The sequence below is a fragment of the Geodermatophilus normandii genome, from assembly GCF_003182485.1.
Classification (GTDB): domain Bacteria; phylum Actinomycetota; class Actinomycetes; order Mycobacteriales; family Geodermatophilaceae; genus Geodermatophilus; species Geodermatophilus normandii.
In genome coordinates this window covers 824,414-848,152 of record NZ_QGTX01000001.1, presented here as the reverse complement: position 1 = coordinate 848,152, position 23,739 = coordinate 824,414, and the positions used below count along the sequence as shown (strand labels likewise).

General features: G+C 75.3%; 22 protein-coding genes and 1 pseudogene. 12 read left to right on the top strand and 11 right to left on the bottom strand.

What is annotated here, in order from left to right; translation table 11 throughout:
- The first annotated feature begins 46 nt into the window (after positions 1-46).
- Positions 47-808: a VOC family protein gene (locus JD79_RS04285; RefSeq protein ID WP_110004520.1), complete on the top strand. Its 762-nt coding sequence runs from the start codon at positions 47-49 to the stop codon at positions 806-808.
- 22 nt (positions 809-830) lie between these two features.
- On the opposite strand, the gene JD79_RS04280 is transcribed toward JD79_RS04285, so the two are convergent.
- The 6 genes and pseudogenes from JD79_RS04280 to JD79_RS04260 all read right to left on the bottom strand — a co-directional run bounded on the left by JD79_RS04280 (position 831) and on the right by JD79_RS04260 (position 5,397).
- Entirely contained in the window at positions 831-1,253 is a 423-nt protein-coding gene (locus tag JD79_RS04280) for a PPOX class F420-dependent oxidoreductase (RefSeq protein WP_110004519.1), read from the bottom strand.
- Positions 1,250-2,101: a pirin family protein gene (locus JD79_RS04275; protein ID WP_245899672.1), complete on the bottom strand. Its 852-nt coding sequence runs from the start codon at positions 2,099-2,101 to the stop codon at positions 1,250-1,252. The genes JD79_RS04280 and JD79_RS04275 overlap by 4 nt, the downstream gene beginning before the upstream one ends.
- A gap of 128 nt (positions 2,102-2,229) precedes the next feature.
- Positions 2,230-3,228: a pirin family protein gene (locus JD79_RS04270; RefSeq protein WP_110004518.1), complete on the bottom strand. Its 999-nt coding sequence runs from the start codon at positions 3,226-3,228 to the stop codon at positions 2,230-2,232.
- Between the two features lie 99 nt (positions 3,229-3,327).
- Positions 3,328-3,810 carry a glutamate ligase domain-containing protein gene (locus JD79_RS23380; RefSeq protein ID WP_245899670.1) on the bottom strand — a complete coding sequence of 161 codons (483 nt, stop codon included), beginning with the start codon at positions 3,808-3,810 and terminating at the stop codon, positions 3,328-3,330.
- Between the two features lie 170 nt (positions 3,811-3,980).
- Positions 3,981-4,709 (bottom strand): annotated as a pseudogene (locus JD79_RS23375) (Mur ligase family protein); the annotation flags it as partial.
- A gap of 208 nt (positions 4,710-4,917) precedes the next feature.
- Positions 4,918-5,397, bottom strand: a complete 480-nt coding sequence (locus JD79_RS04260; protein ID WP_110004517.1) for a hypothetical protein — start codon at positions 5,395-5,397, stop codon at positions 4,918-4,920.
- A gap of 462 nt (positions 5,398-5,859) precedes the next feature.
- Between JD79_RS04260 and JD79_RS04255 the strand changes: the two genes are divergently transcribed.
- The gene (locus JD79_RS04255; RefSeq protein WP_110004516.1) at positions 5,860-7,674 is read left to right on the top strand and encodes an ABC-F family ATP-binding cassette domain-containing protein; all 1,815 of its coding nucleotides are present in this window, start codon (positions 5,860-5,862) and stop codon (positions 7,672-7,674) included.
- Between the two features lie 83 nt (positions 7,675-7,757).
- Here JD79_RS04255 and JD79_RS04250 read toward each other — a convergent pair whose 3' ends face one another.
- Positions 7,758-8,462 (bottom strand): hypothetical protein, encoded by a 705-nt coding sequence (locus tag JD79_RS04250; protein WP_110004515.1) that lies wholly within the window; start codon positions 8,460-8,462, stop codon positions 7,758-7,760.
- A 186-nt stretch (positions 8,463-8,648) separates the two neighbouring features.
- Here JD79_RS04250 and JD79_RS04245 point away from each other — a divergent pair, with 186 nt between their 5' ends.
- The 8 genes from JD79_RS04245 to mnhG all read left to right on the top strand — a co-directional run bounded on the left by JD79_RS04245 (position 8,649) and on the right by mnhG (position 16,898).
- Positions 8,649-9,821: a sensor histidine kinase gene (locus tag JD79_RS04245; RefSeq protein ID WP_146220382.1), complete on the top strand. Its 1,173-nt coding sequence runs from the start codon at positions 8,649-8,651 to the stop codon at positions 9,819-9,821.
- Complete coding sequence (locus JD79_RS04240; RefSeq protein WP_110004513.1) at positions 9,818-10,477, top strand: response regulator; 660 nt, start codon at positions 9,818-9,820, stop codon at positions 10,475-10,477. Before JD79_RS04245 ends, JD79_RS04240 begins: the two co-directional genes overlap by 4 nt.
- A gap of 75 nt (positions 10,478-10,552) precedes the next feature.
- Entirely contained in the window at positions 10,553-13,429 is a 2,877-nt protein-coding gene (locus tag JD79_RS04235) for a Na+/H+ antiporter subunit A (RefSeq protein WP_110004512.1), read from the top strand.
- Positions 13,426-13,917 carry a Na(+)/H(+) antiporter subunit C gene (locus JD79_RS04230; protein WP_110004511.1) on the top strand — a complete coding sequence of 164 codons (492 nt, stop codon included), beginning with the start codon at positions 13,426-13,428 and terminating at the stop codon, positions 13,915-13,917. The genes JD79_RS04235 and JD79_RS04230 overlap by 4 nt, the downstream gene beginning before the upstream one ends.
- Positions 13,914-15,608 carry a Na+/H+ antiporter subunit D gene (locus tag JD79_RS04225; protein WP_211307859.1) on the top strand — a complete coding sequence of 565 codons (1,695 nt, stop codon included), beginning with the start codon at positions 13,914-13,916 and terminating at the stop codon, positions 15,606-15,608. The genes JD79_RS04230 and JD79_RS04225 overlap by 4 nt, the downstream gene beginning before the upstream one ends.
- Entirely contained in the window at positions 15,605-16,168 is a 564-nt protein-coding gene (locus tag JD79_RS04220) for a Na+/H+ antiporter subunit E (RefSeq protein ID WP_110004510.1), read from the top strand. The genes JD79_RS04225 and JD79_RS04220 overlap by 4 nt, the downstream gene beginning before the upstream one ends.
- Positions 16,165-16,494, top strand: coding sequence for an MrpF/PhaF family protein (locus tag JD79_RS04215; RefSeq protein WP_110004509.1), 330 nt, complete (start codon positions 16,165-16,167; stop codon positions 16,492-16,494). Before JD79_RS04220 ends, JD79_RS04215 begins: the two co-directional genes overlap by 4 nt.
- Positions 16,491-16,898, top strand: coding sequence for a monovalent cation/H(+) antiporter subunit G (gene mnhG / locus JD79_RS04210; protein WP_110004508.1), 408 nt, complete (start codon positions 16,491-16,493; stop codon positions 16,896-16,898). Before JD79_RS04215 ends, mnhG begins: the two co-directional genes overlap by 4 nt.
- Before the next feature lie 48 nt (positions 16,899-16,946).
- Here mnhG and leuA read toward each other — a convergent pair whose 3' ends face one another.
- The 4 genes from leuA to JD79_RS23365 form a co-directional block, all read right to left on the bottom strand.
- The gene (gene leuA, locus JD79_RS04205) at positions 16,947-18,683 is read right to left on the bottom strand and encodes a 2-isopropylmalate synthase (protein WP_245899668.1); all 1,737 of its coding nucleotides are present in this window, start codon (positions 18,681-18,683) and stop codon (positions 16,947-16,949) included.
- Between the two features lie 174 nt (positions 18,684-18,857).
- Complete coding sequence (locus tag JD79_RS04200) at positions 18,858-19,514, bottom strand: helix-turn-helix domain-containing protein (protein ID WP_110004507.1); 657 nt, start codon at positions 19,512-19,514, stop codon at positions 18,858-18,860.
- Positions 19,515-19,724: 210 nt separating this feature from the next.
- Positions 19,725-20,483: a phospholipase D-like domain-containing protein gene (locus JD79_RS23370; RefSeq protein WP_245899666.1), complete on the bottom strand. Its 759-nt coding sequence runs from the start codon at positions 20,481-20,483 to the stop codon at positions 19,725-19,727.
- Positions 20,438-21,316 carry a phospholipase D-like domain-containing protein gene (locus JD79_RS23365; protein WP_245899664.1) on the bottom strand — a complete coding sequence of 293 codons (879 nt, stop codon included), beginning with the start codon at positions 21,314-21,316 and terminating at the stop codon, positions 20,438-20,440. Before JD79_RS23365 ends, JD79_RS23370 begins: the two co-directional genes overlap by 46 nt.
- A gap of 94 nt (positions 21,317-21,410) precedes the next feature.
- Between JD79_RS23365 and JD79_RS04190 the strand changes: the two genes are divergently transcribed.
- Positions 21,411-22,679: an aspartate kinase gene (locus JD79_RS04190; protein WP_110007414.1), complete on the top strand. Its 1,269-nt coding sequence runs from the start codon at positions 21,411-21,413 to the stop codon at positions 22,677-22,679.
- Positions 22,676-23,737: an aspartate-semialdehyde dehydrogenase gene (locus tag JD79_RS04185; RefSeq protein WP_110004506.1), complete on the top strand. Its 1,062-nt coding sequence runs from the start codon at positions 22,676-22,678 to the stop codon at positions 23,735-23,737. Before JD79_RS04190 ends, JD79_RS04185 begins: the two co-directional genes overlap by 4 nt.
- The last annotated feature ends 2 nt before the right edge of the window (positions 23,738-23,739 follow it).

Below are 23,739 nucleotides of genomic sequence, written 5' to 3'. Positions count from 1 at the left end.
TCGGCCCGCGGTGGGAGGGTGTCCTCCCCGACACCGAGGAGGAGCCATGCCCATCCGGAACACCCCCTGGCCCGACGGCACGCCCTGCTGGATCGACTACGGCGCCGCGGACCCGCAGGCGGCCAAGTCGTTCTACGGCTCGCTGCTGGGCTGGGAGTGGACGGAGGACTCCCCGGAGTACGGCGGCTACGTCAACGCGCTCAAGGACGGGCGGCAGGCCGCCGGGCTCGGCCCGCTGACGGACCCGGGCGACTCGCCCGCCTGGACGACGTACTTCGCCACCGGCGACGCCGCGGCCACCTGTGACCGCATCCGCGAGGCCGGCGGCACCGTCGTCGTCGAGCCGATGGAGGTCGGGCCGATGGGCACGATGGTCATCGCCCGGGACCCGCAGGGGAACCCGTTCGGCCTGTGGCAGGCCGGCACGCACACCGGCGTCGAGGTGTTCAACGAGCCGGGGTCGCTGACCTGGAACGAGGCCGCCGTCGACGACCCCGCCGCCGCGCAGGCGTTCTACGCCGCGGTGTTCGGCTTCCGGTTCGACGAGGTCGACGGCATGGGCGGCTACGCCACCTTCGCCACCGCCGAGCGTCCCCTCGGCGGCCTCGGCGGGGCCGTCCCCGGTGCCCCGAGGGGCTGGGCGACCTGCTTCTCCGTCACCTCCACCGACGACGCGGTGGCCGCGGTCGAGGCGGCGGGCGGCAAGGTCACGATGGCGCCGGAGGACACCGACTTCGGCCGCTTCGCCGTGGTGTCCGACCCGTGGGGAGCCTCGTTCTCGGTGATGCAGGAGCTGCCCGAGGACTGAGGGTGCGCCGGGGCTGCTCCGGTCAGCCGCGGACCTCGCCGTAGGTGTGCTCGGGGCTGAACCGGACCACCAGCCGCCGGTCGGCCACCATCGCCCTGCGGTAGTCGTCCCAGTCCTCGTGCTCGCCGGAGACGCCCCGGTAGTAGGTCACGAGCTCCTCGACCGTGGCGTCCTGCGGGTCGGCGGCGACCGGGGTCAGCTCGGCGGTGCCCTCGACGGCCACCCACGACCAGAAGTCGTCCGACGACACGTGGAGGGTGACCCGCGGGTCCCGCTGCAGGTTGCGGGTCTTGGCCCGGTCGGCGGTGACCGAGATCCGGAACAGCCGCTGCTGCGGGTCGTAGGCGTAGCCGACGTTGGACAGCTGCGGCCGGCCGTCGCGCTTGAGGGTGGTCAGCACGCCCCAGCGGCGCTCGGCCAGGAAGGCGAGGTGGCGGTCGTTCACCGGACCCTCCCGCGCGCCTTGAGCGGCACCGGCGGCAGCGGCGGCGCGAGCTGCCGCTGGTCCTCGGAGAACCCCGCGACGACGCCGAAGCGCGCGTCGCCGTCGTTCCACCGCTCGGCGTACTCGGTGACCTCCTCGCCGGAGCGGCCCACGAAGTTCCACCACATGACCAGCCGCTCCTCGAACGGCTCGCCGCCGAGGAGCAGCAGCTTGGCGGGCGCCTCGGTCCGGATCCGCACTGACCGGCGGCCGGTGCCCAGGTAGACCATCGCCCCGTGGGCCAGCGGCGCGCCCTCGACGTCGGCCCCGCCGGAGGCGCCGAGCAGCGCGTGCTCGAAGGCCGGCTCCAGCGGCACCTCGACGTCCGCGCCGGCGGCCAGGTCGAGGTCGACGCCGACGATCGGGGTGTGCGCCGTGCCCGGCGAGACGGCGCCGCCGAAGCCGCCCATCAGCACCGTCGCGGTCAGCCCGTCGGAGGTGAAGCCGGGCAGGGTCGTGTGGTGCTCGAAGGCGGGTGCGGTGTCGCGGGCGGCGTCGGGCAGGGCCACCCACAGCTGGGCGCCGTGCAGGAACCGCGGGTGCGGCACCGGCGACTGCTCCGAGTGGGAGATCCCGTGGCCGGCGGTCATCAGCGCGAGCTGGCCGGGGCCGAAGGTGACGTCGCTGCCGAGGGAGTCGCGGTGGTGCACGCTGCCCTGCAGCAGCCAGGAGACCGTCTGCAGCCCGGTGTGCGGGTGCGGCGTGACCTGCATCCCGGACGTCGCGGCGACGTCGTCGGGACCGTAGTGGTCCACGAACGCCCAGGCGCCGACCATCCGGCGGCCCAGCGTCGGCAGCAGTCGCCGCACCGGCGTCCCTCGCCGAGCACGACCTCCTTGGCGGGCAGCAGGTCCAGGGCGGGCCGGCGGCCGTGCCGTCGAGACCGCCCGTCTCCCGGGCGGCCGGGCGGGGCGAGGGATCGCTCATGACCGGCTTCCTACTCCTGTCCGGTCTCACCGTGCACCGCGCCGTGCGGGGTGTCGCCGTACGCGGCGGGGATGCGGCCCAGCCGCCCGGCCTGGAAGTCGGTGAAGGCGTCGAGCACCTCCTGGCGGGTGTTCATGACGAACGGCCCGTACATGGCGATCGGCTCGCGGATCGGGCGGCCGCCGAGGACGACGACGTCGAGCGCCGGCGTCCGCGACTCCTGCCGCACCGCGCCCCGCACGGTCACGGTGTCACCGGGGCCGAGCACCGCCAGTTGCCCGGTGCGCACCGGCGCCCCGTCGATGCCCACCGCGCCGGCGCCGGAGAGGACGTAGACCAGCGCGTTGAACGACGGGTCCCACGGCAGGTCGAGCGTCGCGCCGGGGGAGACGGTGGCGTGCACCATCGCCATCGGCGTGTGGGTCGCCCCCGGCCCGCGGTGCCCGGCGACGTCGCCGGCGATCACCCGGAGGAACGCCCCGGCGTCGGGGCTGGCCAGCAGCACCGAGCGGTCGGCGCGCAGGTCCTGGTAGCGCGGCGGCACCCACTTCTGCGCCTGCGGCAGGTTGACCCACAACTGCAGGCCGTGGAAGAGCCCGCCGCTGACCACCAGGTGCTCCGGCGGCCGCTCGATGTGCAGCACGCCGCCGCCGGCGGTCATCCACTGCGTGTCGCCGTCGCTGATGGTGCCGCCGCCACCGTGGGAGTCGGCGTGCTCGAAGGTGCCGTCGATGATGTAGGTGACGGTCTCGAAGCCGCGGTGCGGGTGCCACGAGGTGCCCCGGGGCTCACCGGGCGCGTACTCGACCTCGCCCATCTGGTCCATGTGCAGGAACGGGTCGAGGTCGCGCAGGTCGACGCCCGCGAAGGCGCGGCGGACGGGGAAGCCCTCGCCCTCGAAGCCCGACGGCGCGGTGGTGACCGAGCGGGTGCGGCGGCGGACGGTCCCGGGCGCCGGCAGCGGCACGCGGGCCAGGGCGGTGGTGTCCTCGACGGTGACGGCGGGCATGGCCGGCCTCCCTTGTTGAGCTCTCAACCAGTGGGGACGGTAGCACTGCGGAGGCCCGTCCTGTTCCCTCTCGCGCCCGGCGGCCGGAGCCGCCCGGGGTCAGGAGGCGCGCTCGGCCAGGTCGTCGACGGCCGGGACGGGCGGGCCGTGCTCGGCGATGAGGGCGGTGTTGGCCACCTCGGCGTCGTCGAGGTGGACGGCGTCGAGCGGGTCGGTGGTGTCGAGCATCCGGGTCTCGTGGCCGCGGCCGACCAGCAGGACGACGTCGGCGGGGCCGGCGGCGCGCACCGCGGCCAGGATCGCCGCCCGGCGGTCGGGCACCGTGCGCACCGCCGCGGCCGCTCCCATCAGGCCCACCCGCAGCTCCGCCATGATCGCCGCCGGGTCCTCGCCGTGGCTGCCCTCGTTGGTCAGCCAGACGACGTCGGCCGCGCGCGCGGCCTCGCCCAGGCCCTGCCGCTTGTAGCGGTCCCGCCGGCCGCGGGCGCCCAGGACGAGGTGCACCCGCCCGCCGGGCCCGCACAGGTCGTGCGCGGTGGTGACGGCCGCGGCCAGCGCGCGCGGGGTGTGCGCATAGTCCACGACGACGACCGGCCGCCCGTCCCCCCCGAGGACCGTGTTGCGGCCCCGCGGGGCGCGGCCGTGGCCAGGCCGTCGGCGATCCGCGCCGCCGGGATCCCGAGCACCCGGCCGGTCGCCCACGCCGCGGCGAGGTTGGTGACGTGCACCCGGCCCACGAGCGGGCTGTGCACGCGGTGCCCGCCGGTGTCGTCGGACAGCAGCAGCTCGGTGCCGCCCGCGCCGGTGCGCCAGCCGAGCACCCGGACGTCGGCGTCCTCGGCCGAGCCCACCCGCGTCACCGGCACCGGAGCCTGGTCGGCCAGCCGCCGGCCCCACGGGTCGTCGACGACGACGACGCCGGCCGCCGCCCGGTCCCGTTCGAACAGCCGCGCCTTGCTGGCCCAGTAGTGCTCGATGGTCCCGTGGTGGTCGAGGTGGTCCTCCTCGAAGCCGGTGAACACCGCGACGTCGAAGGTCAGGCCGTCGATGCGGCCCATGTCGAGGGCGATCGAGGATGCCTCGACCACGGCCCGCTGCGCCCCGGCCTCGACCATCCAGGCCAGGAGCTCGTGCAGCTCCGGGGCCTCAGGCGTGGTCAGCGACGTCGCCCGCGAGCGGGTCCCGACCTGGGCGCCGAGCGTGCCGACGACGCCGGCGCGGGTGCCCGCCGCGTCGAGCACCCCGCGCAGCAGCGTGCTGGTCGTCGTCTTCCCGTTGCTTCCGGTGACCCCGACGAGGCGCAGCCGCCGGGCGGGGTCGCCGGCCAGCAGCGCGCCGAGCGGGCCGAGCTGCGCGCGCACCGAGGAGACGCGCAGCTGCGGCAGGTCGACGTCGAGCGGGCGGTCGACCAGCAGCGCCGCGGCCCCGGCGCGCGCGGCGACCGCGGCGAAGCGGTGCCCGTCGCTCGCGGCACCGCGCACGCAGGCGAACAGCGACCCGGGGCCCACCCGTCGCGAGTCGGTGACCAGGCCCCGCACGGTGAGGTCGTCGTCGCCTCCGAGCCGGGTGGCCGGGCCCCCCGGGACGGTTCCCGCCCGGTGCTCGACGTCCGACCAGGTCACCAGGGGCAGGGGCACCACTCGGACGATAGGCGGGGCACGACCTTTCTGCAGGGCGGGGACGGAGGGGTCAGCGCAGCAGCCGGGCCACGCCGGTCAGCTCCTCCTCGGCGTCGGCGTCGGGGAGCACCTCGCTGCGCGCGGCCAGCCGGGGCTGCCACGCCGCGGGCGCGGACTCCAGCCACGCCGCACCGGCGTCGGTGAGCCGGCCGTCGGAGCGCAGCGGCGCCCACCCGCGCAGGAAGCGCAGGCCCTCGGCGGCGGTGACCAGGGTGCGGGCCACCCCGCGGCCGCGGTAGACGGGCTCCACGGTGACGGTGTCGACCAGGCCCGAGCGGATCCACCAGCGGACCTCGGCGATCCGGTCGGTCATCCGCACGCCGGCCGCGGCGACCTCGTGCGGGCGGACGACCGCGCCGGGCCGGAAGGCGGTGCCGCGGAAGGCGAGCAGGGAGGCCGCGGGCACCGCGCTGGTGGCGTGGGTGACCTCGGCGAACCACATCCGCGGGCAGGTGTCCGACAGCTCCTCGGCGACGTCGATCCGGACCACCCGGCCGTCGGTGGCGCGGTGGCGGACGTCGACCTGCCAGCCGGCCGGCCGGCGGCCCGGGCGTCGACGGCGGTCATGTCGACCGGGGTGCCGTCGGCGAAGCGGTCGGAGTTGACGGCCACGAGCGAGTACTCGACCGGGCCGGGGCCGCGGCGCAGCAACCGCGCCCACCACAGCGCCGTCGTCTCCGGAGCGGGCTCCGGCAGCGGGGGCACCGCCCGCAGGTGGGGGGTCGCCGGGGCCGGGATCGCCGCGTCGTGGGCCGCTGCGGTCATGCTCATGGAGTTCCTCCGCTCGTCCGCCCCGGGGGACCGGGGTGTGCTGCCGCTGACTCTCCGGACGTCGCTTGCGGGTGCCTTGGGGTCCACTAGCGACGCCGCAAGCGGCCCCCGCCCCGCGCCCGCCCTGCCGGAGCACCCGGGGTCCCGGGGATACTGGGGACCCCATGACCCGGATCCCGCGGTGAGCGCGCCGCTGAACCTGCTCAACCTCGAGCGGGTGTCGAAGGCCCACGGCACGACCGTGCTGCTCGACGACGTCTCCCTCGGCGTCGCGGCGGGCGAGCGGATCGGCGTGGTCGGGCGCAACGGCAGCGGGAAGTCCACGCTGCTCGGCGTCCTCACCGGCCGGGAGGACGTCGACTCGGGGCGGGTCACCCGCCGCGGCGACCTCGCCGTCGGCGTCCTCGACCAGTCCGGGACGCTGCCGCCGGGGGCGACCGTCCGCGACGTCGTCCTCCCGTCCTCGCTGTTCGCCGCCGAGCACGAGTGGGCCGCCGACCCGGCCGTGCGCAGCGTGCTCTCGGGCCTGGAGCTCGACCGGCTGGGTCTGGACAGCCCGGTGGCGCCGATGTCCGGCGGGGAGCGGCGCCGGGTGGCGCTGGCCGCGCAGCTGATCCGGCCGTTGGACCTGCTGGTGCTCGACGAGCCGACCAACCACCTCGACGTCGAGGGCGTCGCGTGGCTCGCCGACTTCGTGAAGGACCGGGTGGGCGCGCTCGTCGTCGTCACCCACGACCGGTGGTTCCTCGACGAGGTCTGCACGCAGACCTGGGAGGTCTCCGACGGCTCGGTGCACGCCTACGAGGGCGGCTACGCCGCCTACACGCTGGCCCGCGCCGAGCGCGCCCGCATCGCCGCGGTGAGCGAGGAGCGGCGGCTGAACCTGGTGCGCAAGGAGCTGGCCTGGCTCCGCCGCGGCCCGCCCGCGCGCACCAGCAAGCCGCGGTTCCGGATCGAGGCGGCCGAGGCGCTCATCGCCGACGAGCCGCCGCCCCGCGAGACGATGGCCCTCAAGGGCTTCGCCGCGCGCCGGCTCGGCAGGACCGTCTACGACGTCGAGGACGTCGACTACTCCGTCCCCTCCGACGACGGCCCGCGGCCCCTGTTCCGCGACCTGACCTGGCACGTGGGGCCGGGCGACCGGGTCGGCGTCGTCGGGGTGAACGGGGCGGGCAAGACCTCGCTGCTGCGGCTGCTGGTGGGCGAGACCGAGCCCGACCGCGGAACGGTGGTGCGCGGGCAGACCGTGGCGCCGGCGTACCTGTCCCAGCACGTCACCGAGCTGCCCGCGAAGCTGCGCGTGCTCGAGGCGGTGCAGGAGGTGGCCCGCATCGCCCGCATCGGCGGGCAGGACATCTCGGCGTCGTCGCTGGCCGAGCGCTTCGGCTTCCCGCCGTCGCGGCAGTGGACGCCGGTCGGCGACCTCTCCGGCGGCGAGCGCCGGCGCCTGCAGCTGCTGCGCCTGCTCATGGCCGAGCCCAACGTGCTGCTGCTCGACGAGCCGACCAACGACCTCGACATCGACACGCTCAACCAGCTCGAGGACCTGCTCGACTCCTTCCCCGGCACCGTGCTGGTGGTGAGCCACGACCGGTACTTCGTCGACCGGGTGTGCGACTCGGTCGTGGCGCTGATGGGCGACGGCTCGATCGCCGCGCTGCCCGGCGGGGTGGAGGAGTACCTGGCCATCCGCGCCGGCGGCGGTGCCGCGCTGTCCTCGGCGGCGTCGGCTCCCGCCCCGGCCCCCGGGGCGGCGCCTGCCGCCGCCGGGCCGTCGGCGGCGGAGGTGCGCGCGGCCCGCAAGGAGGCCGCCCGGCTCGAGCGGCGGCTGGAGAAGCTCACCGCCGAGGAGGAGCGGCTGCACGCCGAGCTCGCGGCCGCGGCCACCGACCACGCGCGGGTCATGGAGCTCGACGGCCGGCTGCGCACCCTGCTGGCCGAGAAGGACCGGGTGGAGACCGACTGGCTGGCCGCCGCGGAGCTCGCGGAGGCCTGACCGGTCCTGGCTCACGGCGGAGCGTCCTGGCTCACCGCCGGAGGTGAGCCAGGACGCGGCACGATCAGGTGGCCTGATCGTCCTCACCCGGCGACGGTCGCCTCGGCACGGGAGCGCTGCAGCATCCGCACCCCGACGACGACGGCCGGCGCGGCCCCGAGCAGTGCGAAGCCGGCGTAGAGCAGCGGGCTGAACGTCAGCGCCGCCGAGGCGACCAGGCAGGCGACCGCCGGGACCAGCAGCCACCAGCTGATGACGCCGGCCCGCGCCAGCCCCGCGTAGCCGACCAGCGGGCCCAGCAGCCCGAGCAGCGTCACGGTGCCGACGACCGCCACCCCGGCCGAGCCCTGCACCGACCCGAACAGCGCCAGCGCCGTGTCGGCGGGCAGCTCGCGGCCGATGCCGCCGGTCCAGAAGTCGTAGAGCACCAGACCGGTCACGGTGACCAGGCCGATCGCCGACAGCAGCGCGCCGACGATCGTCGGGATGCGCCCGCGGCGGCCGCGGACCAGCGCCGGGGCGGCCAGCCAGGCCAGGCCCAGCGCCATGTTGCCGTAGTGCAGCAGCAGCGCCGAGAGCGCCGTCTGCCCCTCGTCCGCGGCGAGCGAGGCGATGTAGTCGGCGTCGGCCAGCGACTCCGTCGGCGGGGAGGTGGCCAGCCCGGCCACGTAGAGCAGGGAGCCCGCGACCAGCGCACCGCCGGCGAGCGGCAGCATCAGCGAGCCGGCGCTGCGGACCGGCCGCGTCGCGGCGGGAGCGGGAGGGGCGGGGGACAGGGAGGTGGTCATCGGTCCTCGTCGGGTCGGGCACCGCATCGGTCGGTGCGTCGGCGAGGACTCTCGGGCCCGTGGGGCACCCCGCACGTCCGTCCCGGCGGACCGACCGTCCTCCGCCGTGGGGAGGAGGCGGGGACGCCCGTCCATCGGCCGCGCGGGGGATCCCCGGGGGGCCCCGCGGCCCCTACCGTGCTCGCCGTGCCCCGCTGGACCTCCTCCCCGTCCGCGCGCCGGCTCGTCTGGCCGGCCCTCGGGCTGCTGCTGGCCGTGCTCGCGGTCGTGGAGACGGCGATCGACGAGACGTTCCGCTTCCCGCTGGTCACGGCGCTGCCCGGCGTCGCGGTCGGGGCGGTCGTGGCGCTGTGCACGCGAGCGCCCGGGGCGGCCGCGCTCGCCGGCGCGCTGAGCGTGCTGGGCAACTACGCGCTGGGCACCCCCGGTCCCGGCGGCGCCCAGCTGATCGGCATGGCGGTGCTCGTCGGACACGCCGCGGCGGTGCTGCCGGTTCGGCGCGGGCTGCGTGCCGCCGCCGTCGCCACGCTGGTCGTGGTGGCCGCCGGGATCGCGTTCGGCCCCTCGACCTGGGAGGGCGTCTTCTACCTCGTCGTCACCGCCACCGCCTGGGCCGTCGGGGCGCTGGTCCGGCAGTCCCACCAGCGCTCCCTGGAGCTGCAGTCGCTGGCCGCCCGGCTGGCCGGGCAGCAGGAGGCGGTGGCCGGGGCGGCGGTGGTGGCCGAGCGGGCGCGCATCGCCCGCGAGGTGCACGACTCCGTGGCGCACGCGGTGAGCGTGATGGTGCTGCAGATGGGCGGCCTGCGGCGGCTGCTGCCCGACCACCCCGAGGCGCAGGAGGTGCTGCTCGGGCTCGAGCGCCTGGGCCGCGAGTCGGTCGACGAGATGCGCCGCGTGGTCGGCATCCTCCGCGACCGCGCCGACGGCGACACCGCCCCGCCACCGTCGCTGTCCCGCCTGGACGCCGTCGTCGCCGAGCTGCGCGCCGGCGGGATGCCGGTGGAGCTGGTCGTCACCGGGGAGCCCGCGGAGCTGCCGCCGCTGGTCGACGTCTCGGCCGTGCGCGTGGTGCAGGAGGCGCTGTGCAACGTCGTCCGCCACGCCGGCGCCGCGGCCACCCGCGTGGAGGTCGCCTGGACGCCGCGCCGGGTGACGGTGACCGTCACCGACGACGGCCGCTCCCGCGTTCCCCAGCCACCCGCGGCGCCCGGCGGGCACGGGCAGCTGCACATGCGCGAGCGGGTCGCCGTCGCCGGGGGAGACCTGAGCGTCGGGCCGGTCCGCGGCGGCGGCTACCGGGTCCGTGCCGGCTTCCCGGTGCCGGCGCCGGTCAGCGCGCCCGCGGTGGTGGGGGCGTGAGCATCCGGGTGGTGCTGGTCGACGACCAGTCGATGATCCGCACCGGCCTGCGGATGGTCCTGGCCGCCGAGCCCGACATCGAGGTGGTCGGCGAGGCCGGCGACGGCGCGAGCGGGCTCCGCGTGGTCACCGGGCTCGCGCCCGACGTGGTGCTGCTCGACGTCCGGATGCCCGGGATGGACGGCCTGGAGGCGGCGCGGCGGATCGTCGACGCCGGCCTGCCCACCCGCGTCGTCGTCCTCACCACCTTCGACGAGGACGAGTACGTCACCGCAGCGCTCCGGGCCGGGGTCAGCGGCTTCCTGCTCAAGGTGGCCCCGCCGGAGGACCTGGTCGCCGCGGTGCGCACCGTGGCCGCCGGACAGGGACTGCTCGACCCGGCCGTCACCCTGCGGGTGATCCGGTCCTTCGCCGCCGCCCCCGCGGCCGACCCCGGCCGCGCCGCGGAGCTGGCGCAGCTGACCGAGCGGGAGACCGACGTCCTCGCCCTGGTGGCGGCCGGGCTGTCCAACGCCGAGATCGCCGCCCGGCTGTACGTCGGTGAGGCGACGGTCAAGACGCACGTCAGCCGGGTGCTGCTCAAGCTCGGCCTGCGCGACCGGGTGCAGGCGGTCGCCTTCGCCTACGAGAGCGGGCTGGTCCGGCCCGGCGGGTAGGCTGGGGGCACCGCCGGCCGTCGTCCGACCGACGATCCTGGTGTCCCCGAGCCGCCCATCGACTCCCGGAGACACGTGCTCGTACTCCTGCTCCTCCACCTGTTCGCCGGCCTGCTGGCGCCCGCACTCGTGCGGTGGTGGGGGCGGCAGGCCTTCCTCGCCCTGGCGCTGGTGCCCGCCGCGGCCTTCGGCTGGGTGCTGTCCCGGCTGGGCCCGGTCCTGGCCGGCGAGGAGCAGCGGGAGGCGGTGACGTGGATCCCCGCCCTCGACCTCGACGTCGCGCTGCGTCTGGACGCCCTGGCGCTCACCTTCGCCGCGCTGGTCACCGGCGTGGGGGCGCTGGTGCTCGTCTACTGCGCGCGCTACTTCTCCCCGGGCGAGGAGGGCACCGGCCGCTTCGCCGGGTGCCTCACCGCCTTCGCCGGCTCGATGCTCGGCCTGGTCCTCGCCGACGACATGCTCCTGCTCTACGTCTTCTGGGAGCTCACCACCGTCTTCTCGTTCCTGCTGATCGGCGGCTCGGGACGGCGGCTGGCGGCGCGGCGGGCGGCGTCGCAGGCACTCGTCCTGACCACCGCCGGCGGCCTGGCGATGCTGGTCGGGGTCATCCTCGTCGGCCAGGCGAGCGGCTCCCGCCTGCTGTCGGAGGTCGTGGCCGACCCCGGCAGCGGCACCGCGATGACCGTCGGGGCGGCCCTGGTGCTCGCCGGTGCGGTCACGAAGTCGGCGCTGGTGCCGTTCCACTTCTGGCTGCCCGCGGCCATGGAGGCGCCGACGCCGGTCAGTGCCTACCTGCACGCCGCCGCCATGGTGAAGGCCGGCGTGTACCTCGTCGCGCGGCTCGCTCCCGGCCTGGCCGACGTCCCGGGGTGGCGGCCGGCCGTGCTGGGCCTGGGCGTGGCCACGATGCTCGTGGGCGGCTACCGGGCGCTGCGGCAGAGGGACCTCAAGCTGCTGCTGGCCTTCGGCACCGTCAGCCAGCTGGGCTTCCTCGTGGCGCTGGTGGGTGCCGGCAGCGCCGAGCTCGCCGCGGCCGGGCTGGCCATGACCCTGGCACACGGGCTGTTCAAGTCCACGCTCTTCCTCACCGTCGGCGTCGTCGACCACGCGACCGGCACCCGCGACCTGCGCCGGCTGTCCGGACTCGGGCGGCGGCTGCCGGTCCTCGCCGCCATCGGCGCCGCCGCCGCGGCCTCCATGGCCGGGCTGCCGCCGCTGCTGGGCTTCGTCGGCAAGGAGGCGGCGTTCACCGCCCTGCTCGACGGCGGCCTGCCCGACCGGACCGCCGCCCTCGTCGTCCTCGTCGGGCTGGTCACGGGGTCGGTGCTCACCGCCGCCTACACCGCCCGCTTCGTGTGGGGTGCCTTCGCCCGCAAGCCCGGCGTCGACGACACCGGGCTCGTGCACCCGCCGGAGGCGCTCTTCCTCGCCGCGCCCGCCGTCCTCGCGCTCACCGGGCTGGTGCTCGGCCCGGCCAGCCCGCTGCTGGACCCGCTGGTCGCCGCCCACGCCGAGACGCTGCCCCGGTACGCGCCCGAGGCCGAGCACCTCGCGCTGTGGCACGGCTGGCAGCCGGCGCTGGCGCTGTCGGCGCTCACCGTGCTCGGCGGTGCCGTGCTCTTCGCCGTCCGCGGGCCCGTGCAGCGCCTGCAGGGCCGGGTGGCCGTCGGCGCCTCGGCCGACGAGGGCTACTGGAACGTCGTCCAGGGCGTCGACCGGCTGTCGGTCCTGGTCACCGGCACCACCCAGCGCGGCTCGCTGCCGGCCTACCTCGGCACCATCCTCGTCGTCGTCCTCGCGCTGCCGGGCACGCTGCTGCTCACGCGGGCGCCGTGGCCCGGCGAGTGGCGGGCCTGGGACACCCCGGTGCAGGCGGTCGTCGGCGTCGTCGTCGTCACCGCCGCCGCGCTCACCCTGCGGATCCGCCAGCGGCTGTCCGCGGTGCTCGTCGTCGGCGTCACCGGCTACGGCATCGCCGTCGTCTTCGCGCTGCAGGGGGCACCCGACCTCGCGCTCACCCAGTTCCTCGTCGAGACGCTCACCCTCGTCGTCTTCGTGCTGGTGCTGCGCAAGCTGCCCAAGGACATCTCCGAGCGGCACCGGCCGCGGGAGCGCGCCGTCCGCGGGGTCATCGCCGTCGCGGTGGGCGCGTTCATGGCGGCCGCGGGCGCGGTGGCGCTGTCCGCCCGCACGGCGACGCCGGTGTCGGCGGACTGGCCCGGACCGGCCTACGAGTTCGGCGGCGGCAAGAACGTCGTCAACGTGACGCTGGTCGACATCCGCGCCTGGGACACCCTCGGCGAGGTCTCCCTGCTCGTCGTCGCCGCCACCGGCGTGGCCAGCCTGGTGTTCCTCCGCGGGCGCACCGGCGGGGTGGACCGGGTGACCCGGGCGGAGCTGTCCCGGTCGAGGCAGCGCAGCCGCCGGGCGCCGCGGGACCACTGGCTGGCCGCCACCGCGACGCTCGACCCGGCGCGGCGCTCGGTCGTCCTCGAGGTCGTCACCCGGCTGCTGTTCCACACCATCACCGTGTTCTCGCTGTACCTGCTGTTCAGCGGGCACAACGAGCCCGGCGGCGGGTTCGCCGGCGGCCTCGTCGCGGGCCTGGCGCTGGTGCTGCGCTACCTGGCCGGCGGGCGCTACGAGCTCGGCGAGGCGGCACCGGTCGCCCCGGGCCTCTTGCTGGGCAGCGGGCTGCTGTTCGCCGGCGTCACCGGCGTCGCCGGCCCGCTGCTCGGCGGCGGGGTCCTGCAGACGGCGATCGTCGAGACGACGCTGCCGGTGCTCGGCGACGTCAAGCTCGTGACCTCGCTGTTCTTCGACTGCGGTGTCTACCTGATCGTCGTCGGGCTGGTCCTCGACGTGCTGCGCAGCCTCGGCGCCGAGCTCGACCGCCAGGAGGACCAGGAGGACCCGATCGAGCTCAGCCCCGGGGAGGTGGTGCTGCGATGACGCCCACGATCGTGCTGCCGGTGATGATCGGCGGCCTGTACGCGGCCGGCGTGTACCTGCTGCTCGACCGCAGTCTCACCCGGGTGCTGCTGGGCTTCCTGCTGCTGGGCAACGCGACCAACCTGCTGCTGCTGTCCACCGGCGGCCCGTCCGGACTGGCGCCGATCCTCGGCTACTCCGACGCCGAGGAGATCAACGACCCGCTGCCGCAGGCGCTGGTCCTGACCGCCATCGTGATCACGTTCGGCATCTCGGCGTTCCTGCTGGCGATCATCCACCGCTCCTGGCGGCTGGCCCGCAACGAGGTCGTCGGCACCGACGAGGAGGACCGCCGCGTCGCCGCCCGCCGGGCCACCGACGCCGACGAGCTCGACCCCGACGACCTCGCTCCCGAGGACCGCGCGGCCATGCACGCCGACTCGCTGCCCGCGGACCTCGAGGAGCTCGCCGACGACGTCGACCTCCCGGCCGGGCGCGGTGCCCCGTGATCGAGGTCCTCGCGCCGCTGCCGGTGCTGCTCCCGCTGCTCGGGGCGGCCGGCGCGCTGCTGGTCGCCCGGCACCCGACGTTCCAGCGCACCCTCAGCACCGTCGTGCTCACGGCGGTGCTCGCCGTGTCGGTGGTCCTGCTGCTCGTCGCGGACGCCGAGGGGGCCGGCGCGGTCTCCGTCGGGGGGTGGCCGGTCCCGCTGGGCATCGTCCTGGTGGTCGACCGGCTGTCGGCGCTGATGCTGGTCGTCGCCTCGACCGTCGCGCTGGGGGTCCTCGTCTTCGCCGTCGGGCAGGGCGCGGCCGACGGGTCGGAGGAGACGCCGCTGTCGATCTTCCACCCGACGTTCCTCGTGCTGGTCGCGGGCGTGAGCAACGCCTTCCTCGCCGGCGACCTGTTCAACCTCTACGTCGGCTTCGAGATCCTGCTGATGGCGTCCTACGTGCTGCTGACCCTCGGCGGGACGGCGGCGCGCATCCGCGGCGGCATCACCTACATCGTGGTGAGCCTGACCAGCTCGCTGGTGTTCCTCGCCGCGATCGGGCTGGTCTACGCCGCGACCGGCACGGTGAACATGGCCCAGCTGGCGGTGCGGCTCGGGGAGCTGCCCGAGGGCACGCAGGTCCTGCTGCAGTCCGTGCTGCTCATCGCGTTCGGCATCAAGGCCGCGGTCTTCCCGCTGTCGGCCTGGCTGCCCGACAGCTACCCGACCGCCCCCGCCCCGGTCACCGCCGTCTTCGCCGGCCTGCTCACCAAGGTCGGCGTCTACGCGATCATCCGCACCCAGACGCTGCTGTTCCCCGGCGGTGCGCTCGACGACGTGCTCATGTGGGCGGCGCTGGCGACCATGCTGATCGGCATCCTCGGCGCGGTGGCGCAGAGCGACCTGCGGCGGATGCTGTCGTTCACGCTGGTGAGCCACATCGGCTACATGGTGTTCGGCATCGCCCTCGGCACGGCGGCGGGCCTGGCCGGTGCGGTCTTCTACGTCGCCCACCACATCGCCATCCAGACCACGCTGTTCCTGGTCGCCGGCCTGGTCGAGCGCCAGGGCGGGACGACGGCCGTCGACCGGCTCGGGGGGCTGGCCCGGCGCTCCCCGCTGCTGGCGGTGCTGTTCTTCGTGCCGGCCATGAACCTGGCCGGGATCCCGCCGCTGTCGGGCTTCATCGGCAAGCTCGGGCTGCTCGAGGCCGGCGTCGCCCAGGGCAGCGCCGCGGCCTACACGCTGGTCGCCGGCGGCGTGGTCACCAGCCTGCTCACGCTGCTCGCGGTCGCCCGCGTGTGGACCCGGGCCTTCTGGCGGTCCCCGAACCAGGCGCCCTCCGAGGACACCGCCGCGGCCGCGGCCGCCGACGCCGGCGGGCGGCGGCGCCCCCTGGAGGAGGACACCGCGTCCTCCGACGGCCCGCCCGGTGACCGGCCGCGCACCGCGCTGCAGGACGCCTGGCGCCGGCACACCGCGGTGGCGACGGCGACCGAGGCGGAGATGCCGCCCGCCGCCGGGGCGGTCCGGGCGCTGCGCCCGCTGCCCCGGACGATGGTGGGGGCGACCGCGGCGCTGGCGGCGCTCACGGTCGGCCTCACCGGGCTGGCCGGGCCGCTGTACGGCCTCGCGGACCGCGCCGCGACGGACCTGGTCGACCGGGCGCCCTACGTCTCCTCGGTGTTGGGGGAGGAGGGGCCGTGAGCGTCGAGCCCGCCGCCACCCGGCTGCGCCACCAGGTCCCGCTCGCCGGGTGGCTGGTGCTGGTCTGGATGCTGCTGTGGGGCAGCTGGTCGTGGGCGAACCTGCTCTCCGGCCTCCTCGTCGCGCTGGCCGTGCTGGTCCTGCTGCCGCTGCCGCACGTGGTCGGCGGCGTGCGCGTGCGCCCCGCCGCCCTGCTGGCGTTCCTCGGACACTTCGTCGCCGACCTGTTCGTGTCCGGGGCCGAGGTGGCCTGGCAGACCGTGCGGCCGCAGGGGGTGCGGCGCACGGCGATCGTCCAGGTGCAGCTGCGCGTCGACTCCGACCTGCTGCTGACGATGGTCGCCGAGGCGATCTCGCTGGTCCCCGGCTCCCTGGTGCTCGACCTCGACCGGGAGCACCGGGTGATGACCCTGCACCTGCTGCCCATCCGCGACCGCGACGACGTCGAGCGCAAGCGGGCCAACGTCCTGGTGGTCGAGGAGCGCCTGGTCCGGGCGTTCGGCTCGGCCGAGGACGTCGCCGCCCTGGAGCGCGACCGCGAGGAGGTGGCGGCAGCGTGACGGTCGTGGGCGCGGTGCTGTACGCGCTGATCGGCGGCGGGGCGCTGCTCGCCCTCGTCCGGCTCGTGCGCGGCCCGTCCCTGCTCGACCGCGTGGTCGCCACCGACACCCTGCTGGTGATCATCTCGGCCGGCCTCGCGGTGCACGCCGCGCTGGTGCGCGACCCCACGCTCGTGCCCGTCCTGGTCGTGGTGTCGCTGCTGGCCTTCGTCGGCTCGGTCTCGGTCGCCCGCTACGTCGGCGGGATGCTCCTGCGCTCCCGCACCGGGGACGGCCGGGACGTCGGCCTGCCGGTGGCCGCCGAGGAGAGGGAGGGACGGTCGTGACGCCGCTCGCCGACGTCGTGGCCTCCACCTGCCTGGTCGCCGGTGCCGTCCTCTGCCTCACCGCGGGCCTGGGGCTGGTGCGCTTCCCGGACGTGCTGTCCCGGATGCACGCCGGCACCAAACCCCAGGTGCTCGGTGTCCTGCTCGTCATGGTCGGGGCCGCGATCCGGCTCGACGGCTGGGCCAACGCCTGGATGCTGCTGCTCGTGGCCGCGTTCCAGCTGCTGACCGCACCGGTGAGCGCGCACCTGATCAGCCGGGTGGCCTACCGCCGCCGGCACGTCCGGCGCGACCTGCTGCTCGTCGACGAGCTCGGCAGCACCGGTCACCAGGACGACGTCCACCGGGGCGACGAGCCCGGCGACGCCCCGCCCGAGCGTCCGGGGGCGCAGCCGGCCGGCTGAGGACCCGGCCGGGGCGGCGGGGTGTCCCGCCGTCCCGGCCGGGACGCCTCACCGCAGGGCGCGGTTGACCGCCGAGACGACGGCGCGCAGCGAGGCGCTGACGATGTTGGGGTCGATGCCCACGCCCCACAGCACCCGCTCGCCGACGGCGCACTCGACGTAGGCGGCGGCGCGGGCGTCGCCACCGGCGCTGAGCGCGTGCTCGGCGTAGTCCAGGACGCGGACGTCGACGTCGAGGGTGCGCAGCGCCTCGACGAACGCGGCGATCGGGCCGTTGCCGCGGCCCTCCACGGTGACCGGGACGCCGTCGGCGGTCAGCTCCACGACCATCTCGTCGAGCTGGTCACCGTGGGCGGTGTGCCGGTGCCCGGTGAGGGCGAAGCGGCCCCACGGGGCGTCGGGGTCGGGCAGGTACTCGCTGCTGAAGGCGGCCCACATCTGCTGGGCGGTGACCTCGCCGCCCTCGTCGTCGGTGTGCCGCTGCACGACCGCGCTGAACTCGATCTGCAGCCGGCGCGGCAGGTCGAGGTGGTTCTCGGTCTTCATGACGTAGGCGACGCCGCCCTTGCCCGACTGGCTGTTGACCCGGATGACCGCCTCGTAGCTGCGGCCGACGTCCTTGGGGTCGATGGGCAGGTACGGAACCGCCCACGGCATCTCGTCGACGGGCGTGCCGGCCTCGGCCGCGTCGGCCTCCAGCGCCCGGAAGCCCTTGTTGATCGCGTCCTGGTGGGAGCCGGAGAAGGCGGTGTAGACCAGGTCGCCGCCGTAGGGGTGCCGCTCGTGCACGCCCAGCTGGTTGCAGTACTCGACGGTGCGGCGGATGTCGTCGATGTCGGAGAAGTCGATCTGCGGGTCGATGCCCTGGCTGAACAGGTTGAGGCCGAGGGTGACCAGGTCGACGTTGCCGGTGCGCTCGCCGTTGCCGAACAGGCAGCCCTCGATGCGGTCGGCGCCGGCGCGGTAGCCCAGCTCGGCCGCGGCGACGGCGGTGCCGCGGTCGTTGTGCGGGTGCAGGCTCAGGACGACGGCGTCGCGGCGGCCGAGGTTGCGGTGCATCCACTCGACCTGGTCGGCGTAGACGGTCGGCTCGGCCATCTCGACGGTCGCCGGCAGGTTGAGGATCGTCGGCCGGTCGGGGGTCGGCTCCCACACGTCGGTGACGGCGTTGCAGATCTCGACGGCGAAGTCCAGCTCGGTTCCGGTGAAGGACTCGGGGCTGTACTGGAAGCGGATCTCGGTGTCCCCGGCCTGCTCGGCCAGCTTGCGGACCAGCTGGGCACCGTGGACGGCGATGTCGACGATGCCGGCGCGGTCGCTGTTGAAGACGACGCGGCGCTGCAGGGTGCTGGTCGAGTTGTAGAGGTGCACGATCGCCTGCCGGGCGCCGCGCAGGGACTCGAAGGTGCGCTCGATCAGCTCGTCACGGGCCTGGGTGAGGACCTGGATCGTGACGTCGTCGGGTACCAGGTCGTCCTCGACGAGCTGGCGGATGAAGTCGTAGTCGGTCTGGCTGGCCGCCGGGAAGCCGACCTCGATCTCCTTGTAGCCCATCCGCACCAGCAGCTCGAACATGCGGCGCTTGCGGTCGGGGGACATGGGGTCGATCAGGGCCTGGTTGCCGTCGCGCAGGTCGACGGCGCACCAGCGCGGCGCCACGGTGGTGACGCGGTCGGGCCAGGTGCGGTCGGGCAGGTCGACCTGCTGGAACGGGGCGTAGCGGGAGATCGGCATCCCCGAGGGACGCTGCGGGTTGCGGGCGTGCGGGTGCTGCGGGCTGCTCACGGTGGTCTGACTCCTCTGGCGCGGGCTGGACTGTCGCTCCGGGGGCGGTCAGCGGGCGCCGGGACGTCTTCGACCACGGCAGGATCCCCGCGGCGAGGGAGCCGACCTAGGAGAGGGCCTCGCCGCGGCGGGTAAGCAGGAGGCTGCCGCGCACGCGCCCACGGTAGCAGCGGGTCAGCTCAGGTCGCAGTGACACACGCAGTCGGGCGCGTGCGGTCCGGAACGGCCCGGCGTGGGCGGGCGCTCGTCGAGCAGCAGGTCGTCGCAGGCCGGCGGGCACTCGCAGCGGAAGCCGTCGTCCGTCGGCTGTTCCCGCCGCTCCTCCAGGTGCCGGGCGCGTTGCTCCGCGCGCGCCCTCCACGCGGCCGCCCGCCGGGTCGCGGCCCGCTGGGCGAGCGAGTCGCCGGCGCGCGGGAGCTGGTGGTCGTCCGGGGTGCCGCCGCGCGCCTGCCGGAGCCGGTCGCGCCAGGGCCGGTCGCGCGTGAACGTGTACGTGACGGGCGTGCGGTCGCGGCGGTGCGGCCCGGGCCACCAGCCGTCGTCGCCGTGCCGGGTGTCGAGGTGGGCGGGGAAGAACCGGCCGCCCCCGTCCCGGACCGCGGCGCCGTCCATGGGCGCCACCTCCTCGCCCCGCGCGTCCAGCAGCGCCAGCCGCAGCCCGGCGACGGCGGCCAGCCGGGCCAGCGCCCGGGCGTCCAGCCCACGGTGCCCCCCTTCGATGGCCGCGATGGTCGACTTGGACAGTCCGGCCGCTCCGGCGAGCTCGCGCTGGGACAGGTCAGCCGCCCTGCGGACGCGTCGCACGACACCCGCGAGATCGAAGTCCGCCATGCGCTGAGCGTGGGCCGATCACCGTCCCGGACAGGGCACGACCGTCCTCCTGTGGAAGCTCGTGCTCTGCCCACAGGCACGGGGCAGAGCACGAGCTCCCGTGGTGTAGCGATGACGCCGTCCCTTCGAGCTCTGCCTCGCGGGAGGGGGCAGAGCACGAGTCGGCTCGGGAGAGGTCGGTCCGTGGGGCGGCGCTCGGGCGCGCCGGGGTCAGAACTCGCCGCGGCGGCGGAGGCGGAGCGGGCGGCCGTCGGGGTCGTCGAGGAGCCGGTACAGCGGCGTGGCCCAGAGCCGGGTGGGGAACGAGAGCTGCTCGGGCCGGTGGTGGCGCAGCCGGCCGCGGGGGCGGAGGCCGCGGCGGCCGCCGGCGTGCCAGGCGTCGAGCTCGTCGGCCTGGGTCTCCAGCGTGGTCACGAAGGCGTCGGGGTCGAGCAGGTCGGCGTCCTCGCTGCCGTCGGCGGCGCGGTCGGTGTGCTCGCGGGCCAGGACCAGCCGCAGGTCCCGGGCGAAGGTGCGCGCGCCGTCCCCGGTCCCGGCGGGGTCGCGCGGCTCACGGGGGTCGAGCGTCGTGTCGAGGACGGCGCTGGACAGCTCGCTGTCGTGCGTCCACGAGCGGCGGTTGAAGTTGTCGCTGCCGACGCTGGCCCACACGTCGTCGACCACGCACACCTTGGCGTGCACGTAGACCGGCGTCCCCTCGTGGTTCTCGACGTCGAACACGTGCACCCGGTCGCGGCCGGCGCGCCGGACCATCTGCAGCGCCTGCCAGCGGCCCACGTACTGCGGGGTCCTGGCGATCGCGCCGTCCTGGTCGGGGACGCGCGGGACGACGACGACCAGGTGGAGCTCGGGGTTCTCGCGCAGCGCGTCGGCGAACAGCTGCGCCACCTCGGCCGACCACATGTACTGGTCCTCGAGGTAGATCAGCCGGCGGGCGCGGCGGATGGCCTTGGAGTAGCCGCGGGCCACGGAGCGCTCGCCGTCGGGGGCGAACCGGTACCCCGCCGCAGCGCCGGATAGGTGCGCAGGTTCTGCACCAGGTGCGGCCCCATGGGCGGGGGAGGGGGCAGCTGCGGGGCCAGCCGGTCGGCGAACATCCGGCTCTTGCTCAGCCGGTCGACGACGTGGGCGATGGGGTTGCCCTCGTCGGGGTCCATCGGGTCGTCCCAGCGCTCCCGGAACACCGTGTCCAGCGCCGCGACCGCCGGCCCCCGGATCATGAGCTGCACGTCGTGCCACGGCGGCGTCGGGCCGTAGGCCGCCGCCATCGGCAGCGACTGCGGGTCGCCGCGGTGGTCGGCGTCGTCGCGGCGGCTGTGGCACAGGTCGATGCCGCCCACGAACGCGGCGTCCTCCGTGGCGTCCTGGTCGTGCCGGCAGACGACCAGCTTCTGGTGGTGGCTGCCGCCGCGGCGCACCCGCTGGTCGAGCACGACCAGCCCGCCGCCGTCCTCCACCTCCCGGTCCAGGGCCCGGTTCTCGCGGGAGCTGAACGACAGCCAGTCGACGTGCGACCGCCACACCAGCCCACGCACCGTCACGCCGCGCTGCACCGCCTCGGTGAACAGCTGCGCGACGGTCGGCCCGCCGGGGCGCAGCTCCTCGTCGGGGTCGCCGCGCCAGTCGGTGAAGAAGAGGTGGTCGTCCTCGTCGAGCGCCTCGACGCAGTCGACCAGCGCGTCGAAGTACGCCGAGCCGTGCACCAGGGGCACCGCGAGGTTGCCCTCGGTCCAGGCGGGCAGGTCCGTGGCCGCGTTGCCCCGTTCCTCGGCGCTGAGCAGCCAGTCCTCGGGAGCGGTCACCCGGTGATCACATCGCGCGCCGCAGGGGGGCGCAATGGGACGGTGCCGGGCTGGATCCCGGGATCGGGTGCGGGCATCGGTAGCCTGTGGACCCGTGGCCCTCGTCGTGCAGAAGTACGGTGGCTCCTCCGTGGCCTCCGCCGCCCACATCAAGCGTGTCGCGGAGCGCATCGTCGCGGAGAAGACGGCCGGCAACGACGTCGTCGTCGTGGTCTCGGCGATGGGTGACACCACCGACGAACTGCTCGACCAGGCCGCGCAGATCACCGACGACCCGCCCGGCCGCGAGCTGGACATGCTGCTCACCGCGGGCGAGCGCATCTCCATGGCGCTGCTGGCCATCGCGATCAACACGCACGGCTACGAGGCCCGCTCGTTCACCGGCTCGCAGGCCGGGGTGATCACGACCTCCAGCCACGGCAAGGCGCGGATCATCGACGTCACGCCCGGCCGGCTGCGCTCCGCGCTCGACGAGGGCTCGATCGTCATCGTCGCCGGGTTCCAGGGCGTCAGCCAGGACACCAAGGACATCACCACGCTCGGCCGCGGCGGCTCGGACACCACCGCGGTCGCCGTCGCCGCGGCGCTGCGGGCCGACGTCTGCGAGATCTACACCGACGTCGACGGCGTCTTCACCGCCGACCCGCGGATCGTCCCGAACGCCCGGCGGCTCGAGACCGTCACCTACGAGGAGATGCTCGAGCTCGCGGCCTCCGGCGCCAAGGTGCTCATGCTCCGGTGCGTCGAGTACGCCCGCCGCTACGGCATCCCGGTGCACGTCCGCAGCTCCTACTCACAGCTCCCCGGCACCGTGGTGGCCGGCTCGATGGAGGACCTCAGCGTGGAACAGGCGATCATCACCGGCGTCGCGCACGACCGCAGCGAGGGCAAGATCACCGTCTACGGCGTCCCCGACCGCCCGGGCGAGGCCGCGCAGCTCTTCCGCGTGCTGGCCGACGCCGAGATCAACATCGACATGATCGTGCAGAACGTGTCGGCCGAGGCCAGCAAGCTCGCCGACATCTCCTTCACGCTGCCCAAGAGCGACGGCCCGGCCGCGCTCGCCGCGCTGGAGAAGGTGAAGCACACCGTCGGCTACAGCGACGTCCGCTTCGACCAGCACATCGGCAAGGTCAGCCTGGTCGGCGCCGGCATGCGCAGCCACCCCGGCGTCTCGGCCCGCTTCTTCGGCGCCCTGGCCGACGCCGGCGTGAACCTCGAGCTCATCAGCACCTCGGAGATCCGCATCTCCGTGGTCTGCCGCGACACCGACGTCGACCTCGCCGTCCGCGCGGTGCACGACGCCTTCGACCTCGGCACCGACGAGGCCGAGGCCGTCGTCTACGGAGGGACCGGACGATGACACCGCAGGGGACCAGCTCCAGCACCGACGGCCTGCGGGTCGGGATCGTCGGCGCCACCGGCCAGGTCGGCGCCGTCATGCGCCAGATCCTCGCCGAGCGCCGCTTCCCGGTCAGCGAGCTGCGCTTCTTCGCCAGCGCCCGCAGCGCCGGCAGCACGCTGCCGTGGGGGGACGGCGAGATCACCGTCGAGGACGCCGCCACCGCCGACCCCACCGGTCTCGACGTCGCGCTGTTCTCCGCGGGCGCGAGCACCTCGCGGGTGCAGGCGCCGCGGTTCGCCGAGGCCGGCGTGACCGTCGTCGACAACAGCTCCGCGTTCCGCCGCGACCCCGACGTGCCGCTCGTGGTCGCCGAGGTCAACCCGCACGCGCTGGCCGACATCCCCAAGGGCATCGTCGCCAACCCGAACTGCACCACCATGGCCGCGATGCCGGTGCTGCGGCCGCTGCACGACGAGGCGCAGCTCGTCCGGCTGGTCGCCAGCACCTACCAGGCGGTGTCCGGCAGCGGCGTGGCCGGCGTCGAGGAGCTCGACGGGCAGGTCAGGGCGGTCGTGGACAAGGCCACCGAGCTGACCCACGACGGCGCCGCGGTGGCCTTCCCCGAGCCGCGGAAGTACGTGCGCCCGATCGCCTTCAACGTGCTGCCGATGGCCGGCTCGCTGGTCGACGACGGCTCGTTCGAGACCGACGAGGAGCAGAAGCTCCGCAACGAGAGCCGCAAGATCCTCGGCATCCCCGACCTGCGCGTCTCGGGCACCTGCGTGCGGGTGCCGGTCTTCACCGGGCACTCGCTGTCGCTCAACGTCGAGTTCGCCCGCCCGCTGACCGTCGCGCGGGCCACCGAGCTGCTCGCCGACGCGCCGGGCGTGCAGCTCACCGACGTCCCGACGCCGCTGCAGGCCGCCGGGCAGGACCCCAGCTACGTCGGACGCATCCGGCAGGACCAGAGCGTTGACGGCGACCGCGGGCTGGTGCTGTTCGTCAGCAACGACAACCTGCGCAAGGGCGCGGCGCTCAACACCGTGCAGATCGCCGAACTGCTGCTCCGGCGCTGACC